Source organism: Mucilaginibacter sp. UR6-11 (genome assembly GCF_020880695.1).
Classification (GTDB): domain Bacteria; phylum Bacteroidota; class Bacteroidia; order Sphingobacteriales; family Sphingobacteriaceae; genus Mucilaginibacter.
This window is the reverse complement of sequence record NZ_JAJIWO010000002.1, coordinates 188,060-206,103: the sequence shown is the minus strand read 5'-3', so window position 1 is coordinate 206,103 and position 18,044 is coordinate 188,060. Positions and strand designations below refer to the sequence as shown.

Annotated in this window: 14 protein-coding genes; 8 read left to right on the top strand and 6 right to left on the bottom strand. The window is 43.9% G+C overall.

Annotation, left to right across the window (positions count from 1 at the left end; all coding sequences use genetic code 11):
- Positions 1–16 precede the first annotated feature (16 nt).
- From LJ658_RS06305 to LJ658_RS06285, 5 genes are all read left to right on the top strand, one after another.
- Positions 17–802, top strand: a complete 786-nt coding sequence (locus LJ658_RS06305) for a hypothetical protein (RefSeq protein ID WP_230545628.1) — start codon at positions 17–19, stop codon at positions 800–802.
- Positions 792–1,859: a DUF3078 domain-containing protein gene (locus LJ658_RS06300; RefSeq protein ID WP_230545627.1), complete on the top strand. Its 1,068-nt coding sequence runs from the start codon at positions 792–794 to the stop codon at positions 1,857–1,859. The genes LJ658_RS06305 and LJ658_RS06300 overlap by 11 nt, the downstream gene beginning before the upstream one ends.
- Before the next feature lie 129 nt (positions 1,860–1,988).
- Positions 1,989–3,314, top strand: coding sequence for a signal recognition particle protein (gene ffh, locus LJ658_RS06295; RefSeq protein WP_230545626.1), 1,326 nt, complete (start codon positions 1,989–1,991; stop codon positions 3,312–3,314).
- Positions 3,315–3,403: 89 nt separating this feature from the next.
- A complete protein-coding gene (locus LJ658_RS06290; protein WP_230545625.1) occupies positions 3,404–4,987 on the top strand; it encodes a M1 family metallopeptidase in 1,584 nt (527 codons plus the stop codon).
- Positions 4,988–5,153: 166 nt separating this feature from the next.
- On the top strand, positions 5,154–6,692 hold the full coding sequence (locus LJ658_RS06285) for a YifB family Mg chelatase-like AAA ATPase (protein ID WP_230545624.1): 1,539 nt from the start codon (positions 5,154–5,156) through the stop codon (positions 6,690–6,692).
- A gap of 74 nt (positions 6,693–6,766) precedes the next feature.
- Here the strand turns inward: LJ658_RS06285 and LJ658_RS06280 are convergent, their stop codons facing one another.
- The 4 genes from LJ658_RS06280 to LJ658_RS06265 are packed head-to-tail and all read right to left on the bottom strand — an operon-like array spanning position 6,767 to position 11,514.
- Positions 6,767–7,279, bottom strand: coding sequence for a glutathione peroxidase (locus LJ658_RS06280; RefSeq protein WP_230545623.1), 513 nt, complete (start codon positions 7,277–7,279; stop codon positions 6,767–6,769).
- A gap of 44 nt (positions 7,280–7,323) precedes the next feature.
- Positions 7,324–7,755 carry an rRNA maturation RNase YbeY gene (ybeY, locus tag LJ658_RS06275; RefSeq protein ID WP_230545622.1) on the bottom strand — a complete coding sequence of 144 codons (432 nt, stop codon included), beginning with the start codon at positions 7,753–7,755 and terminating at the stop codon, positions 7,324–7,326.
- Positions 7,755–8,177 carry an ATP-binding protein gene (locus LJ658_RS06270; protein ID WP_230545621.1) on the bottom strand — a complete coding sequence of 141 codons (423 nt, stop codon included), beginning with the start codon at positions 8,175–8,177 and terminating at the stop codon, positions 7,755–7,757. The genes ybeY and LJ658_RS06270 overlap by 1 nt, the downstream gene beginning before the upstream one ends.
- 1 nt (position 8,178) lies before the next feature.
- Positions 8,179–11,514, bottom strand: a complete 3,336-nt coding sequence (locus tag LJ658_RS06265; protein WP_230545620.1) for a DUF4175 family protein — start codon at positions 11,512–11,514, stop codon at positions 8,179–8,181.
- Positions 11,515–11,913: 399 nt separating this feature from the next.
- Here LJ658_RS06265 and LJ658_RS06260 point away from each other — a divergent pair, with 399 nt between their 5' ends.
- The 3 genes from LJ658_RS06260 (at position 11,914) to LJ658_RS06250 (ending at position 14,396) form a co-directional block, all read left to right on the top strand.
- Entirely contained in the window at positions 11,914–12,345 is a 432-nt protein-coding gene (locus tag LJ658_RS06260; RefSeq protein WP_230545619.1) for a MarR family winged helix-turn-helix transcriptional regulator, read from the top strand.
- Between the two features lie 32 nt (positions 12,346–12,377).
- A complete protein-coding gene (locus LJ658_RS06255; RefSeq protein WP_230545618.1) occupies positions 12,378–13,637 on the top strand; it encodes an MFS transporter in 1,260 nt (419 codons plus the stop codon).
- Between the two features lie 447 nt (positions 13,638–14,084).
- Positions 14,085–14,396, top strand: coding sequence for a hypothetical protein (locus tag LJ658_RS06250; RefSeq protein ID WP_230545617.1), 312 nt, complete (start codon positions 14,085–14,087; stop codon positions 14,394–14,396).
- On the opposite strand, the gene LJ658_RS06245 is transcribed toward LJ658_RS06250, so the two are convergent.
- Together LJ658_RS06245 and LJ658_RS06240 are read right to left on the bottom strand one after the other, a co-directional pair.
- The gene (locus tag LJ658_RS06245; RefSeq protein ID WP_230545616.1) at positions 14,397–15,233 is read right to left on the bottom strand and encodes a sugar phosphate isomerase/epimerase; all 837 of its coding nucleotides are present in this window, start codon (positions 15,231–15,233) and stop codon (positions 14,397–14,399) included. It lies immediately after the preceding gene.
- Between the two features lie 28 nt (positions 15,234–15,261).
- A complete protein-coding gene (locus LJ658_RS06240; protein ID WP_230545615.1) occupies positions 15,262–17,931 on the bottom strand; it encodes a PQQ-dependent sugar dehydrogenase in 2,670 nt (889 codons plus the stop codon).
- Positions 17,932–18,044 lie beyond the last annotated feature (113 nt).

Below are 18,044 nucleotides of genomic sequence, written 5' to 3'. Positions count from 1 at the left end.
TTAGTTTTAGCTTTTAATGAAATCCGTATTAATTTTATTCTTTTGTATTTTATTTGTCAAAGCGCTCGGTCAGGAAACCTCTGTTGCGGGTATTATTTTTGATGAACATAGTAAAGACAGGCTAGCCAGGGTTAATGTATTAAATTTAACTACCGGCCAATACGTTTATAACAACCTTAACGGAGTGTTTACTATTGAAGCAAAAACCGGGGATAAGCTGGTTTTTTCGCAAACAGAGCATCTTGCTGATACCATTATGGTAAAAGATTATGTGCCATTGGCCGTTTATATGAAACGCGTTTCTATCCAGTTAAAGCAGGTTAATATTTTTGACGCGCTCAATGACCCCGAAAAACGTATGGCGGCCAAAAAACGTGATTACAGCAAAGCTTATGGCCCGCTGGCAGACAATGATTTTTTAACATTCACCCCCGGATTAGGTGTTGGGCTTGGTATTGATGCAATTTATAACATGCTGAGCCGCAGCGGCCGTAATGCGGCGCATTTGCGCGAAACAATAGCCGGAGACTATATGCAGGATGTTGTAGATTACCGGTTTAACAAGGCCCTTGTAGGGCGGATTACAGGTTTAAAAGGAGCCGCACTGGTTGACTTTATGGCTAAATACCGGCCGGGGTATTATTTCCTGTCAAATGCCAGTGAGTATGAATTTATTACCTCTATCCGCACCAATTTAAAAAGATATTTACGAAATCCGTCGGCTCATACGGTCTTACCTCTTGAAGAAAACAAAGGTGCAACAAAAAAATTACCGGAAATTAAACCTTCGGATGAAGAATAAATCTAAATGGACAAAGAAAAATTCTTTTCTTTGTCTGTCTATGCTAAAAAATCTACCAGGATATATAGTTGTTATTGGATTATTGACGGCCGTCTTACCCGCAGCCGCGCAGAATGCCGACTCGTTAAAAAAAGACAGCGTTAAGCTAGACACCGCGGTTATTAATAAATACCATATTGATCCGCGTAAAAACTCACTGCCGGTACGCACACGTTCTATCCAGATAAAGCAGGAGATAATACCCGTTTCTATGCTTGATTATAGAGTAAGCTACTGGCGTAAATGGATATCACTGGGGATAAATTTTAATCAGGCTGCATTTAGTAATCATTATAGTTCAGGCGGTACAAATGCCATAGCGCTGGGAGCAAATTTTGACTACAGAACAGAATACCGAAAAGGCGCCCTTGATTACGTGGGCGAGCTGAATTTCATCTATGGTAAATCAAAAAACAAGGGCCAGGGCTCGCGTAAATCAAATGACAGGCTGTTTTTAGACAATAAAATAGCTACGCAGCTGTCAAAAAGCTGGTTTTTCTTTGGGTCCTTAACCTTCGAATCTCAGTTTGATAAAGGATACATTTATGATGACAATGGGCCATCGCGCCTGATATCAAACTTTATGGCCCCGGGTTATTTAACTGAATCAGTTGGTTTTGAGTTTAAGCCGAAGCCATACTTTGATCTGCGTATAGGTACCGGTACAGCGCGGCAGACGTTTGTTGTAGACACAACACTTTACCATAATCAGGGAGGTAACTACGGCGTGCCTATTGGTAAAAAGTTCCATAATGACCTTGCCTTCCAGGTCGTTGCGGTGTTTGATAAAGATATTGCTAGAAATATGCACCTGAATGCGCGTTATGCGTTATTCATCCCTTACGAAAAACGAATAACATTTATAACCCACCGGGTTGACGCCGTATTGGCTGCCAGGGTAAACCGGCTGATAAGCGTTACGATAAACGGGACATTTACCTACGATAAAACGGCAAATCCTAAACCACAGGGTACAGAAAGCATGGCCTTGGGTATATTATACCGGTTCCCTTATTAATTCAGGATAATAACAGCCCTCAATTTTCTTTTTAATATTGTGATAATCTGCGATGGCAATGAATGCTTAATTGCTGCAAAATCATACCTTTGTAACCTCAAAAAAGATTAATTAAAGTATACAGAAAGCATGTTTGAAAATCTTTCGGATAAACTCGACAGGGCATTTAAGGTCCTGAAGGGACAGGGAACCATTACAGAAATAAACGTGGCCGAAACCATGAAGGAAATTAGAAAAGCCCTTCTGGATGCCGACGTTAACTATAAAACAGCCAAAGCCTTTACAGACGATGTAAGGCAGAAAGCCATAGGTGCAAACGTGCTAACCGCGGTTTCGCCGGGTCAGTTGCTTACCAAACTCATGAATGATGAGCTGGCTGAGCTAATGGGCGGCACTACAGCCGAGTTAAATCTAACGGCGTCGCCAACCATTATATTAATAGCGGGGCTTAACGGTGCCGGTAAAACCACCTTTACTGGTAAGCTGGCTAACTTTTTAAAAACACAAAAAAACAAGAAGCCGTTATTGGTTGCTGACGATATCTATCGCCCTGCAGCCATTGACCAGCTGATGGTTTTGGGCGAACAGATAGGTGTGCCGGTTTATGTTAACCGCGAATCAAAAGATCCTATCGCGATAGCAAAAGAAGGGATTGCCTTTGCCAAACAGAACGGGCATAACGTAATTATTATTGATACCGCCGGCCGCCTGGCTATTGATGAAGCCATGATGGTGGAGATTGAGCAGGTAAAAGCCGCGGTTAATCCGCAGGAGATCCTGTTTGTAGTTGACTCCATGACTGGCCAGGATGCGGTGAATACGGCCAAAGTATTTAATGAGCGCCTGGATTTTACTGGCGTTGTTTTAACCAAACTGGATGGCGATACCCGGGGTGGCGCTGCGCTTTCCATAAAGTCAGTCGTAAATAAACCGATTAAGTTTATTGGTACCGGCGAGAAAATGGAAGCCATTGACGTTTTCCACCCGGACAGGATGGCATCACGTATTTTGGGAATGGGCGACGTTGTATCGTTAGTTGAACGTGCGCAAATGCAGTTTGACGAGAAGGAAGCCGCCGAACTGCAAAAGAAGATCCGCAAAAATAAATTCGACTTTAACGATTTTTACAGCCAGATCCAGCAGATTAAAAAAATGGGCAACATGAAGGATCTGATGGGGATGATACCGGGCGTAGGTAAGATGATGAAGGATGTGGAGATCCAGGATGACGCCTTTAAAAATATTGAGGCCATAATACAATCCATGACGCCCGGCGAAAAAGAAAACCCGGACACCATTAACCAAAGCCGCCGTAACCGGATAGCCAAAGGATCAGGCACTGATCTGGCCGAAGTAAACCGCCTGATAAAGCAGTTTGAGGATATGCGCAAGGTAATGAAGCAAATGAGCAACCCTGCCGCCATGGCTAATATGATGAAACGAATGCCGAGGTAATAACCCGGAAATTATAATATTTAAAGCGGCCCGGCCGCTTTTTTTATTTGTAAACAAAATAGCTTATTATTACGTAAGATAGTAACGCTATGAATAAGCTTAAAATATATTTTGTTATAGGATATGCATTGGCTACACTGTCGGCCAGGGCGCAGGCTCCTGATGCAGCCATAGACGTCCTGCATTATGGATTTAACATCCGGCTTAACGACGTAACAAATGATATTAGAGGCAGAGCAGATATAACAGTTAAGTTTTTAAAAACTCCCGGCTCAATTAAAATAAATCTGGTAAAGAAGAACGCCAAAGGCCTGGGCATGGTGGTAACCCGGGTTTTAGAGAACGGCAAACAGGTTCGCTTCCATCAGGATAGCGATGCGGTTAATATTTTAACAAGAGCCGTTCAACATGCAACAAAAACCTATACGATAATTTATGGGGGCATCCCGGCGGATGGATTGATCATATCAACTAATAAATTTGGTCACCGAACTTTTTTTGGCGATAACTGGCCGAACCGGGCACATAACTGGATACCCTGCGTTGATAATCCCGCTGATAAGGCTTCCCTCGACTTTAAGGTTACCGCACCCGATCATTACCAGGTGGTGGCTAACGGGTTAAAAACCAGCGAAGCGTTCCTTCCCGGCCATCTTAAAGTAACCCGTTGGGTAGAAACGGCACAGCTACCCACAAAAGTTATGGTAATTGGTGTTGCCGATTTCGCGGTGGACCATCCCAAAGATGTTAATGATATACCGGTTTATACCTACGTGTTTCCAGAAAACGCGCAGGCCGGGTTTAGGAGTTATGCCGTTGCCGGCGAAATACTGCCATTTTTCATTGCTAAAATAGGCCCCTATGCCTATAAAAAGCTGGCTAATGTGCAATCAAAAACCATATTTGGCGGCATGGAAAATGCCAGCGCGATATTCTATTTTGAAAACTCGGTTGACGATAAAGGGATTGAAGAGTTAATGGCACATGAAATTGCCCACCAATGGTTTGGCGATGCGGTAAGCGAAAAGGATTTTCATCATTTATGGCTGAGCGAGGGGTTTGCCACTTACCTGACCAATTATTATCTTGAAAACAAATATGGTGAAGATACGCTGAAAAAGTGCTTAGCTACACAACGCGCAAAGGTCCTGAAGTTTGAAAAATACAGGTTTACCCCGGTTGTTGATACTACCATAAAAACAGACTACATGCCACTGCTAAATGCCAATAGCTATGAAAAAGGGAGCTGGGTGCTGCATATGCTGCGCCGTAAATTAGGTGACGGCGCTTTTTGGAAAGGGATTAATACTTATTATTTAAAATACGGCGGCAGCAATGCCAACACGACCGACTTTAAAGACGTTATGTCGCAAATAAGCGGACAAAACCTTGATCTGTTTTTTAAGCAGTGGCTAAATACAGCCGGTCATCCCGATCTGGCTATAAAGTGGAGTTACGATAACAAAACCCACATAATCGACCTAACAGTTGATCAACAGCAAAATAACCTGTATACTTTCCCGCTAGAGGTTGCTATTGACGGCCAGGTCAACACAATCAACATTACCGAAAAATTGACCGTGGTGCATATTGCCGCAGATAAAAAGCTGCCAGTTATTGAGGTTGATCCAAATGTAAACCTGATGGCCAGCTTTACCGTAACCGCTGACTAAAAAGGAATGAGTGATTGATTGCTGTTGGCGTTATATTGTTAGCGGGTTTGTTACATTTTGTTTCCTGGTTAATAAGATTTCGATTAATATGAATTTACTTGCCGCCTTTGATTTTTAGGCTCAAAATAAATTCTATATCTTACGCTATCATAAAACTTTATCATAAGTGTTAGTTAAAACCTTTGGCAGCGCCGTTTATGGCATCGAGGCTATTACCATTACCGTTGAGGTTAATATTGCAGCCGGCACTAAGTATTTTATCGTCGGCCTGCCGGATATTGCGGTTAAAGAGAGTTATTTCCGGATAGAATCGGCCTTAAAAAACTGCGGCTTCCGGATGCCGCGCCAGCAGGTAGTGGTAAATATGGCCCCTGCCGATATTAAAAAAGAAGGCTCATCTTACGATCTCACCATAGCTACGGCTGTGCTTGCCGCATCCGGACAAATTGAAGCAGAGAACCTGGATAAATATTTAATCATGGGCGAGCTTTCGCTTGATGGCGGCTTGCAACCCATAAAAGGGGCCTTGCCAATAGCCATACAGGCGCGCAAGGACGGGTTTAAAGGATTTATCCTGCCCAAACAAAATGCCCGCGAAGCGGCTATCGTGAATGACCTGGAAGTATACGGCGCAGAAAGCATTAAAGAGGTGGCAAGCTTCTTTAACGGTGACATTGACCTGTTGCGGGAGGAAGTTAACACGCGCGAAGAGTTCTATAACAGCCTGTGCAACTATGACAGCGATTTTAGCGAAGTAAAAGGACAGGAAAATATTAAACGGGCCCTGGAAATAGCGGCGGCAGGCGGCCATAATGTAATATTGATAGGCCCGCCCGGAGCCGGCAAAACAATGCTGGCGCGCAGGCTGCCATCTATATTGCCGCCGTTAAGTTTATACGAATCATTAGAAACGACCAAGATACACTCGGTGGCCGGCAAGCTTTCTGCCGCCGATGCGTTGGTTACTATCCGGCCGTTCCGATCACCGCACCATACGATATCAGATGTCGCCCTTGTAGGCGGCGGGGGCAATCCGCAACCCGGCGAGATCTCACTGGCTCATAATGGTGTTTTATTTTTAGATGAATTGCCGGAGTTTAAACGTAGCGCGTTAGAGGTTATGCGCCAGCCGTTAGAGGAGCGCCGTGTCACTATCTCGCGCGCTAAGTTTACGGTTGATTATCCCAGCAGCTTTATGCTGGTGGCAAGCATGAACCCCTGCCCCTGCGGTTATTACAACCATCCCGAAAAAGAATGTATCTGCCCGCCCGGAATGGTGCAAAAATATTTAAGTAAAATATCCGGCCCCTTGTTGGATCGTATTGATCTGCATGTTGAAGTAACTCCTGTTAATTTCAGCGAACTGGCTTCAGACCGCCTGGCAGAAAAAAGTGAAGACATCCGCGAGCGCGTAATAAAAGCAAGAACAGTACAGCTAGATCGTTTTGGCGCCAGGCCGGATCTGCATGCCAATGCACAGATGAGCCCGCAAATGGTTCGTGATGTATGTAAGATCAGCGAAGCGGGACAAACCCTGCTTAAAAAAGCGATGGAGAAGCTGGGACTATCGGCCAGGGCTTATGACCGTATACTCAAGGTATCACGCACTATTGCCGACCTGGCCGGAAGTGAAGACATCAAAATAGAACACCTGGCCGAGGCGATACAATTTAGAAGCCTGGACAGGGAAGGCTGGGCGGGATAGGAAGGCTACAGCATAGGCTCAAACAAAAAAGCCATCCGTTAAGTAACGGATGGCTTTTTAAGCTTTTGGCCGGTTTACAAATTGCTTGTAATGGCCGGATCCATTGGGGTTACTTTTGAACGGAAACGGTGGATTAGTTTACCATTTTCGTCCAGTAAAAACTTTTCAAAGTTCCATTTTATCTCGCCGGTAAAATCAGGATTTTCGGCAGAGGTCAGGTACTTAAACAGCGGGGCAATATCATCGCCTTTAACACTTACCTTGGTGCTCATCGGGAACGTAACCTTGTAAAGGTCTGAGCAAAAAGTCTTAATTTCGGCATCGCTGCCAGGCTCTTGTCCGCCAAAATTATTTGCAGGGAAACCCACAATAACCAACTTATCTTTATAAGTTTCTGCAAGTTGCTCAAGCTCTTTGTACTGCGGCGTGAACCCGCATTTTGAAGCCGTGTTAACTATTAAAATCTTTTTGCCTTTGTACTTAGCTAAAGAAAAGTCTTTGCCTTCAATGGTTTTCAGTTTAAAATCATAAACTGAACCCGGCGCACTTACAAACAGCAGTGCGAAAAAAATTGCTAATATTTTCATGTTTTAAAAAATTGGTTACAGCTTACTATTGCATTGAAGTAAAATTAACTAATAAAACTTCTTTTAGCTAAATAGTAGTCCTCTTTTTGTGTCATATTTTTGTTATCAGCCGGCGTTTTGTCTTTATAGCCAAGCAGATGCAATGCGCCATGGATTATAACCCGGTGCAGTTCGTCGGTTTCTGAGACATTGAATTTGGAGGCGTTTTCCTGTATGCGGGGGATCGATATGAATATATCGCCGGTTATCTCACCTTCGTGTTCAGAATTGTCGAAGGTAATAATGTCTGTATACGTATCGTGATCAAGATATTGCTGGTTTATCTGCAGTAAGTAAGCGTCCGAACAAAAAATATAAGTAAGCTCCTGCAACTTAAAGCCTTCGGCAACAATGGCGCCGGTTATCCATTGTCGCACCTTTATTTTATCCTTAAGCCGGTATCTTATATCCTCCTCAAAAAAGTGAATAGCCGGCATTATAACTTAAATAGCAGTTCAACCTCATTGCCTTTGGTGCTGAATACGCACTGGTCTGCCAGGTGTTTAACAATGAAAACACCCCGACCGGTTAAGTTTTCCAGGTTTTCTTCGGCTGTGGGGTCGGGCAGGCTGTTATAGTCAAAACCCTCACCTTCGTCGGTAATGGTCCAGGTAGCGCGCTTTGGGTCAACCTCAACGTTTACGATAACTTTTTTATCAGGATCTAATTTATTGCCGTGTACGATAGCGTTGGTAACTACTTCGTTGAGGCATGTCATCATATTTGCAAAAATATCATCAGCCACCTGGTATTTATCAGCTATTTCTTCTATCAAGTTTTCCAATAACGATATGCTCTCCCGGTTTGAAGGTAGTTGTAAAGTATAGAGGTCGGTGGTTTGAATAGGTGCTTGGTCCATATTATTTTGCATTAAGTTGATCAAAATACGATTTAATTTTTTGCTTATAATACAAATTAAGAGCCGGGGAGACGGTTTTAATTTGCTCAGTCTGCTTTCCTTTTATCTGTTGGTAGTCCTGGAGTGCTTTAATATAACCCGGAGGCATATCCTTTCCCGCATTGCTCTCTCTTTGTTTATCCTGTTCCCTTTCCTGTTCTGCTTTTTCGGCCTCCAATAAACGGGTATGAATTTCTTTCTGCCTGTTTATTGCGTCGTCTGTTATATTCCTGTTTACGATATCCTTCTCAGTTTGTTCCATTTCCTGGGATATTTTATCAGCATCTTTAACTCCAACGCCATTTTCTTTGCTTTGTTCTTTATTTATTTGCTGTAAAGATTGCCTTATCATTTGCTGCTCTCTCGCCATTTTTGCCAGCTGTTCGCTCATCTGCCCGTGCTGGCTTTGCCCCATTTGAGCGCCCTGCTTTTGCATTTGGTCCCGCATCTTCTGCATGTTTTGCGATAATTTCTCCTGCATTTGTCTTAATTGCGAAACAGACATTTGTTTGGATTTGCCCTTACCGCTTTTTGAACTCATTTTATTTTGCAATTGTGACAGCGCATCACTCAACATCAATGCCAAGTTATTCATGGATGTCATTGCATATTGCTGACTGCGGTTTGCCTCCGCCGTCCGCCGGTCGCCTAAACTCTCAAGCGCGTTATCAATTTGTGTGTTAATTGCAGCTATTTCGCGATTTACAGTTGATTGTATTTGCGGAATACGTTTACTCAACGAAAATAAACTATCCTCGGCAGTTTTTAAATTATCCTTTATGTTTTTTTGTGATTGCGCCAGGGTTACATAATTAGGATCGGCCATGCTGATCGTTTTTAACGATTCCATTACTTTTTCCTGGTTAAATGAGCTGTTAACCAAACTTTTCAATAACTCGCGCAATTGCCTGGCGTCAACTTCGGTTTGTTTTTCGTCCTCCTCCTGTTGTTCCTGCTCCATTTTTTGAGCCATCTGCTGCATTTTCCGTGCGGCCTGTTGTTGTGACTGAGATGCTTTAGGCTTGTTGTTTTTAGCCAGTTGATCAGCGCTTTCCTTCATCTGGTTTTCAATATCTTTTTCTTCCTGCTGCGGATCTTTAAAGTCTTGCTTATTTTCAGCATTATCCAGGTCTTTCAGCGCTTTCTTAATATCGTTAAACTCTTTGTTTAAATTCTGCTGTTGCTGTTGCAGCCTGTCCGTGTTTGGCTTGTCGGCCTGTTTATCATCGCCGGCTTTTCGGCTGTCTTCTGCCAGTTGCTGTTGTTTCTCTGCCAGTTTTTTTAACTGGTTAATATTCTGATTCAGTTTTTGATCAAACTCCAGCTTTTTGTAAAGCTCCAGCATGCGGTCAAGTTCTTTTTTTAAGGATTTATTGTCCAGCTGCATTTTAGACAATTCATTACGGGTGCCGTCTTTTTGGTCCTGTTGCATTAACTGCTGTAGTTTTTGCAGCAACTCCCTGGTTTTTGGATCGAGCACATTGTTAAGCAGGTTCTCAATTTGCTTTTGCTCCTCTAATAATTCTTTGCTTTGCTGCTCGTTTTCGCGGCGGTTATACAGGTTTTTTTGGTTATCGGCCTGTATTTGTTTCACCAGCTCGTCCAATTCTTGCCTTTTCTGCAGCAGATCTTCAACCTGTTTCTTTTCGTCAAAAGACAAGCTGTTTTTATTTAAGAGCGTCTGGTCAAGTTTTTTTGAATCGCGTTCTATCTGGTCGGCGAGCTTAATAGCTGATTGCATTTTTTGCTTAACCCCGGTTGTCCCGGCATTCAATTCTTCACGCAGTTCGTTAGCGTCGGGCATGTGCAGGTTTCGTTCGGTGGTGCGGGCTTTTTTGGGGCCATTTACAGCATCATTATCGGCTACCTCAAAAAAGTATGTCACCTCGTCGCCGGGTTTTATCCCCAGCTCTTTCAGGTTCCAGAAATAAAAGAAATCAGATAACGACTGACCCAGGTCTGTCTTGACAGATTTAACGATATCATGCCCGTTGCTTTTGTTGCCGGGGGCGCCGATTCTATAATGAAAAGTTAACGAGGAGAACCCATGATCGTCCTGTATCCTGCCATTAAAATAAAAGGCCTGCCGGCTAACCGAATCGGGCTTTTCGGCTACATTAATTGTAGGTGGTTCGTCGGCAATGGTATTGATGCGGTATAACGCCGAGTCACTTTGCATCACTACCGCATTTTGCGGCTGAAGTTTATAAACAGAGGGCTTGTTAACCTGCTCGCTGTGCTCAAATAGGTCATTACCGGCCGGGGCAAGATGATGTAATTGTCCGTTCATCCGGAAGGACAGGCCGGTTGCATTCTGGGTATGGAACAGCCATTTAACGGTTGTACCAGCCGGTATGGTCAGGTCGCCAGCGTTAGCCAATGCCTCATTTTTTTTATGCAGATAAGCCGGGTATTTCAATTCTATATCAAAGTGCAGTAACGACGGGCGTAGATTTACTTTGATTTCATAAGGCTTTGAAGTAAAACCATTCCCGGTCAGTCTGAAGGACGTGTTTTGCTGTAAGTTGGTGAACAGGTAATGAAATTTAGTTAAGTTGTCTTTATCCAGCTTAAAAGTATTATTGGCAGTTTCAACATATACATCGGCCGGAAGCTGGTTGCCCTGAAGCTTGAGGTCGAGTTTCAAGTCTTCTCCCTGTACGGCCGATAGCGTGCTGTTAAGCACCACAAATTGAAAAGGCGCCACCGGCGCAAAATATTCATTATGCCTGATGATCTTTTTGGTGCTCTCTGTTAAAACAGAAGGCGCCGCCAGGCCGATAATAATAATTATAGCCGCCGGGGTCAATATCCACTTTAGATATTTGGAGTTGTCTTTTATGTTGATGGCCGACGGAAAGCGTACGGGCTTTAAATTCTCAATTTTTTGGTCTATGCTGGCTTCTATTAACTCGCGGTGGCGCTCATCTCTGCCGGCTAATTTCTTAAGTTGCAGGGTGTTGAGCAGTTTGTCATTTACATCGCTAAAATGTTTACCAATAATGTCGGCAGCTTCGTCATGGGTTAGGGTGGTACCCAGTTTAAGCCAATGCATTAACGGCGGAATAACCAGCCAGCCGATCAGCCCCAGGTTAAGCAGAATAAACCCGTAGAAAAGTACACCGCGGAAAAAGGAATTAAAATTGCCGAAATACTCGCTTAATGTAATAACCGCGTAAGCCGAAAATAAGCCTGCGCCCAAAAATATCAACCCCCTTAACAGGTTGTTCAGGTAATACTTCCGGATGAAAGTATTGATCTTTTCGATCAGAACAGTGTAGTTATCAGTTGATTGCATATTGGCTCTAAAATACCGCTATTAAATGTTTAAACTGCAAAAAGCGGCGAAAATTATATCTGGTAAAATATTATTATGTGAAACTAATATAAGTAAAAATAAAAAGGCAATAAAGAGCAAATTAACCGGGCGTTTTTACTTGTATAATACAAACGATTGAACACAAAACACCCTCAGTTTTTGCAATCTGCTGTACAACCCCGCTCCCTAAAAGGCTACCAAACAACGATAAACCGGACTGATCGCTTGAAAGCGCGCCGGTAATCCTAAACGATCTCTTCGAATTGCCCCGGTGGTATACTTGAACTCCTTTCCTGACCAAATTTACTCACCCATGATAATCATATCATAAAACCGCTTTATATTTGTAAGGTAAACTTATTAGTTTGTCTTACTATAATGGATAACAATCTTGAATTTGTTTCAGACCTGCGCACCGTGGTCGGGCGCCTGATCAAAAAATTACGTAAAGAGTCATCAACTGCACAACAGCTGTCAATGACCGAACGATCTACGCTTTCATTGCTAAATCAATATCAGGTCATGCTACCCAGCGAGCTTGCCGCAATGGAAAAAATAACCAATCAGTCTATGTCCGAAATCTTGCGGCATTTGCTCGAGCTGGGCTATATTATTCGCACAGCATCCGAAACGGATAAAAGAAAAGTAAACATCAGCCTCTCGGCCGCAGGCGAAAAAACATTATTACAAATGCGTAATGAGCGCGACCGGTGGCTGGCTAAAGCGATAGCCGGTACGTGTACCCCAAAAGAACAGGAATTATTAAAACAGGCCATAGCCATTCTTACCAAAATCGTTGAATTTGAATAAAGGCCAATAGCAGGAAGGAAGAAGAGAAATACATGAACATTAGCACATTCAGAGCATTTAAAAGCCGGAACTACCGGTTATATTTTACAGGGCAGTCGGTTTCATTAATTGGTACATGGATGCAAAAAACCGCGGTAAGCTGGGTTATTTATACGCTTACCCATTCTACATTTATGCTGGGCCTAACTTTATTCGCCAGCCAGTTTCCGTCATTTTTATTTTCGCTGATAGGTGGCGTGGTGTCCGACAGGTATAACCGCTACCGTGTTTTATTGGTTACGCAGGTTGCCTCCATGATACAGGCCTTTTTATTGGCGGTATTGATCCTGTTAAATCATTATGAAGTTTGGGAAATATTGGCATTAAGCGTACTGCTGGGGGTTATTAACGCGTTTGACGTGCCGGCGCGGCAATCACTGGTTTATGAAATGGTTGAGGATAAAAATGATCTGCCAAATGCATTGGCGCTTAACTCGTCCATGGTAAATTTATCCAGGCTGATTGGCCCTGCCATTGCCGGTATAATACTGGAGGGTTTGGGCGACGGCGCATGCTTTGTCGGCAATGCCTTAAGCTTTATTGCCGTTATCGGATCACTGCTGATGATGCGCCTGCCCAAATATGAAAGCAAGCCCCACCCCAAGAATGGTCTTGGCGAGTTGCGCGAAGGGTTTTCATACATCAGGCGCACCCCGTCAATTATGTTTGTATTGGTTATGCTGGCATTGATCAGCCTGATGGTGCTGCCGTTTAGTACGCTGATACCGTACTATGCGCGGGATGTTTTTAAAGGCACCGCAACCACTTTTGGTGTTATTGACAGCTTTATTGGCCTGGGCGCGTTTTCGGGGGCGATATTTCTGGCTTCGTTAAAGCCCGGTGCTAACCTTAAAAAGATATTATTTATAAATACATTAGTGTTTGGCGCGGGACTGGTACTTTTCTCGCACGAACAGAACTACCCGCTGGCCTTATTGTTTGTTACCATCGCCGGATTTGGGATGATGTCGCAAATAACGGTAAGTAATACGTTAATACAAACCACCGTAGACCCTAATATGCGGGGCCGGGTTATCAGTTTTTATGCCATGGCGTTTTTCGGCATGCAGCCATTGGGCGGTTTGCTGGTTGGTGCTATATCCAAATGGGTAGGAACAACGGATACCTTAATGGGCGAAGGCGTTGCTGCGCTGTTGATCGGCCTTTTACACTGGCGCTACCTGCACCGCGAAAAATTAAAGGCCCGGCGCAAAAAACAAATTATCGAGCCGCTGGTGGTGCACGCGGTTTAATGCAGCCCTGCCTAAAACAACAAGGCCGCAACTATCGTACGGCCTGTTATAGTATATGTTATTATGAATAGGGGCACTTTGTTTTAAGCAGCGTTATCCGGTTGAAAAAGGGCCGAAAACTCTCGCAGTATTTCGACCCTACATCTACCTATGAAAAAATCCTTTTGGGAGGATTGTATAGATTACCAAGGCAAATAAAATGCCAATTGTAACACATGTGTTACAATTGGCATTTGCACTCTAAAAAAGAATTGGGGAACTTGTTATGAAGAAATTGTTCCCCATTTGGGGTGTATTTTTACACAACTTGTTCCGGTTGTTAAGTTGCAGGAGGTTGTTGTATTTTTAGGACAGGTATTATACAGAATCACAGGAACATAAATAAAATTTATTTATAACCAAAAAATAAAACCTGAAACTATCCGCGATATGTGTTGTTTAAAAAGCATGGAGTACAATGTATATCTATTAGCAACCGATCCAACTAACCCGTGCAGAGACGTCATACATTCAAGAGACACCAGCTTGAAGATAAGGGTATATTGTTTGGATAATGACAGATTTGAGCCCAATACAAATGAGATACAGCTTTTTGGTTATGCAAACCGTAAACTATATGCATTTGAAACTATTGATATATCTGCAGAAGATGCGCTGGATGTAGTGGGCGCTATACAATGGTATGCTGATTATATTGAATTCCCGAATATGGAAATATTGCCCGAGGACCCACGCCCCGGGCATAGTGTGGCGATGTAATTAATAATTTACCTTTTTAAGGTAATCCATATTTAACTTCATACTGGCCAAAGGCGATCCTGCAGGATAATCTTCCTGCTCGATAAAGAAATACTTCATGCCGGCATCTTTTCCATGTTTTAGCAATCCCACAATATCTAAGCCGCCATTGCCAAATTCAACGCTGCTTTTGCCTTTCATATCTTTTAAGTGCCAAAGCGAGAAACGCCCCGGATAATTTTTAAAGTAAGCAAACGGATCATTACCTGACGCAACTACCCAACCCAGATCCATCTCCATGTTTACCAAAGCCGGGTCGGTGTTTTTAAGCAGGATATCATAAAGCACCTGTCCGTTTTCTTGCTTAAACTCAAAATCGTGGTTGTGGTAACCAAACTTTAAGCCCGCTTTTTTACACTCTTCACCCGCCCTGTTAAAACGCTCGGCTACTTTTTGATAGTTAGCCACGGTATCACCCCAAAACGGTAATGACGAACAAACTAAATATTCCTGTCCTGATTCGGCCGCCTGGTCAACCGTTTTTTGCCAGTTGGCATCTATTCCACAATGCCCGCTCCGCAAGGTCATACCCAGGTCCTTGCAGGTTTGCTGCATTTCTTTGGGTGTTAAACCATAATATAAACCTTTATTGCTAGCTGCAGACTCAACCTGTTTAATACCCAGGTCGGCAATTATTTTTAGCGTACCTTTAGGGTCGGCGGTCATCTCGCCACGGAATGTATATAATTGGATCCCGGCATTGGTAACTTTTTTAGGGGCCAATTTATAAGAGGACAACAGCACCGACCCCGCGGCCAATGCACCCATGCTTTTTAAAAAATCTCTGCGTTTAGTCATTGCTATATTTTGTTAGTATGATTATTTATTAATTACCGTCGCTAAATTTAATGGCACGCACAGCAACCGGCGATCCGTTAAACAGAAAATACAGGTCTGCGACGCCCTGCCCCTCAGGTATAGTTAGGCTGTTACCGTAACTACCACTTGCTATTAATTTCCCTTGCGGAAAATTAGCGTGAATTTCAACGGTGCCGTTACCGGCAGCCCCTGTGGTAATAAGCGATATTTGCTTAATGCCGTTTAAATCAATCCTGTTAAATCTCAACCATCCGGCATTTTTGATCTGTGCCCGGTTGCCATCATCTCCAAAATAAATATTGTGCGATTCAGTGGCTTTTGATACCGGCAAAGTCGGCGCGTTTAAAACCACCGTTTGTTCGCCAGTTTGTGCCGCAATGCCTTTTGCGCCCCGGTCGGTATAAGCAGCACGCAGAATAAAGCTGCCCTCTGGGTTTTTTCCTTCAGGAACCGTTGTAGTAAAAGTGCCGCTAACCGGCAACGGTTTTGCTTTTGGCGGCGCGTAAGCCAAACCCAGTACGTATTTCACGATAGATTTAACATCACCATCAGAAAGCCCCGGGTGTGCCGGCATCATCGCATCGCCCCAGTTGCCTGAGCCGCCAGCCAGGATCTTTTTAGCCAAACGATCTGGTGCCCCCGCATCATCCTTATATTTTAAAGCTACCTGTGTAAATGATGGCCCCAATACCTTCTCGGTAACCGAGTGGCAGGCGCGGCAATCGTTTTTAGCGATGACGGCCCAGCCACCGGCAGATTGCGCGTTAGCGTCAACCGCGCCTTGTTTTGAAGCAATGGCGGTCATGTTATAACCTTCAGACAGGTAATCGGCACTAACCGAAATGTGGGATGGTGCAATGCGCCTGTTGGCTAAACTGCCGTCCTCCTTATCAACTACGCTTACATTGTAATTAATGGTTTTGCCCGGGAAGAAGAAACTTGAATTACCGGCCGTGATGTTAAACTTAACAACCGGCGGCTCGTTTCCTGCTTTAACCTCTACCGACTGGCTGTTTTTGGCTCCTTTTGAATCGGTAACGGTTAGTAACGCCCTATATGTGCCCGGCAAAGTAAATGTCACAGATGGGTTAGCCTGTGCCTGGGTTTTAAACGGAACGCCATTGCGGGTTATCTTCCATAAAAAACTTAATCTGTCGCTGGTATCTGCGTCAGTAGTTCCGGCTGCTGACAGCTTAACTCTAAGGGGCACAGCGCCGGCTGTTTTATTTACTGATGCATGTACCTGTGGCTTGCGATTACCCCCATTATATTCAATACGGATTAACTCGGCTTCCGGGTTGTCTTTAAAATAGCCGTTGCCATATTCTAATACATAAAGATCGCCGTTAGGGCCAAACTTCATATCAATTGGTCCGCGCAGTTTAAGTTCGGGCAGGAAACGTTCCATGCCTGTATAATTGCCGTTATTATCAATGCTTACCACGTTTATCCAGCCACGCACCCAATCGGTAATGAACCATTTGCCTTCATAATAAGAGGGGAAGGTGCGCGGTGCGCCCGCAAAATCAGCAGCGTGAAATATCGGCCCGCCCACAGCGCTGTTGCCCCCGCTCTCTAACAGCGGAAATCTTTCGCTTTTTTGTTTTGAATAATAAATGAATGCCGGAGTAGCCGGTGGCAGGTCAGTCAGGCCGGTGTTATTCGGCGAGGTATTGACCGGATGCGCCGGATCAAATAATGGCCCCGACTCTTTAGTCGCAAAGTTATAATGATGATAGGCAAAGTTATTGCCCACAAAATAAGGCCAGCCATAATTACCCGGTTTTTTTGCCTGGTTAAACTCGTCGTATGATTGTGGTCCGCGGTGTTCAAAATCATCGGTGCTGCCATCCGGGCCCACTTCGCCCCAGTATAGCCAGCCGGTTTTGCTGTCAATGGTTAACCTCCACGGGTTGCGGTTACCCATGGTATAAATTTCGGGGCGTGTTTTTGGTGTGCCTTTTGGGAACAGGTTCCCCTGCGGGACGGTGTAGCTGCCATCGGCTTCGGGATGTATGCGCAGGATCTTTCCGCGCAGATCATTGGTATTGGATGATCCTTTTTGTGAATCCTGGGTGAACATACCCGGGCGCTCATCTAATGGCGAAAACCCGTCAGACGCACGCGAGAAGGTATTATCGCCGGTGCTCAGGTACAGGTTTTTGTTTTTGTCAAAAACCATACCCCCGCCTACGTGGCAGCACTCAAAGCGTTGAACCACAACATCCATAACCTTTTTGCGGGAACTTACATCCAACGGCCCCTTACCATCCCATGTATAACGCTCCAAACTGTTTTTAGGATCATTACCGGCCGGCGAGTAATAAACATAGATCCAGTGGTTCTTGTAAAAATCAGGGTCGAGTATAACGCCCTGCAGACCATCCTCTGCCTCGCTTACTTCGCCGGTTTGGCTTACATATTTGGTACTTACGGCAAACTCATGTATAACGGTTATCTGTTGGGTTGCCGGGTCATATAGTTTTAACTTGCCCTTGCGTTCGGCATAAATAACCTTACCATCTTTTAATATCTGGAATTGCATGGGTTCTTCAATCCGTTGTGCCAGTACTACCTTGGTAAAGCGGTTTTCGTCGGGCTTAACCGCGTTTTGTGCTTTGGCGTTAAAAAAAATCGCGGCCGTTATTAAGCCTGATAAAATAAATTGTTTACGCATAATATGCTTAGTGGAAACGGGTAATAAATAGGATGTTATTGGGGTTTAATGCTCAATATTAATGCTTTTTGCTTGATTTAGGAATATGATTTAAAAGATTTTTGATATAAGTT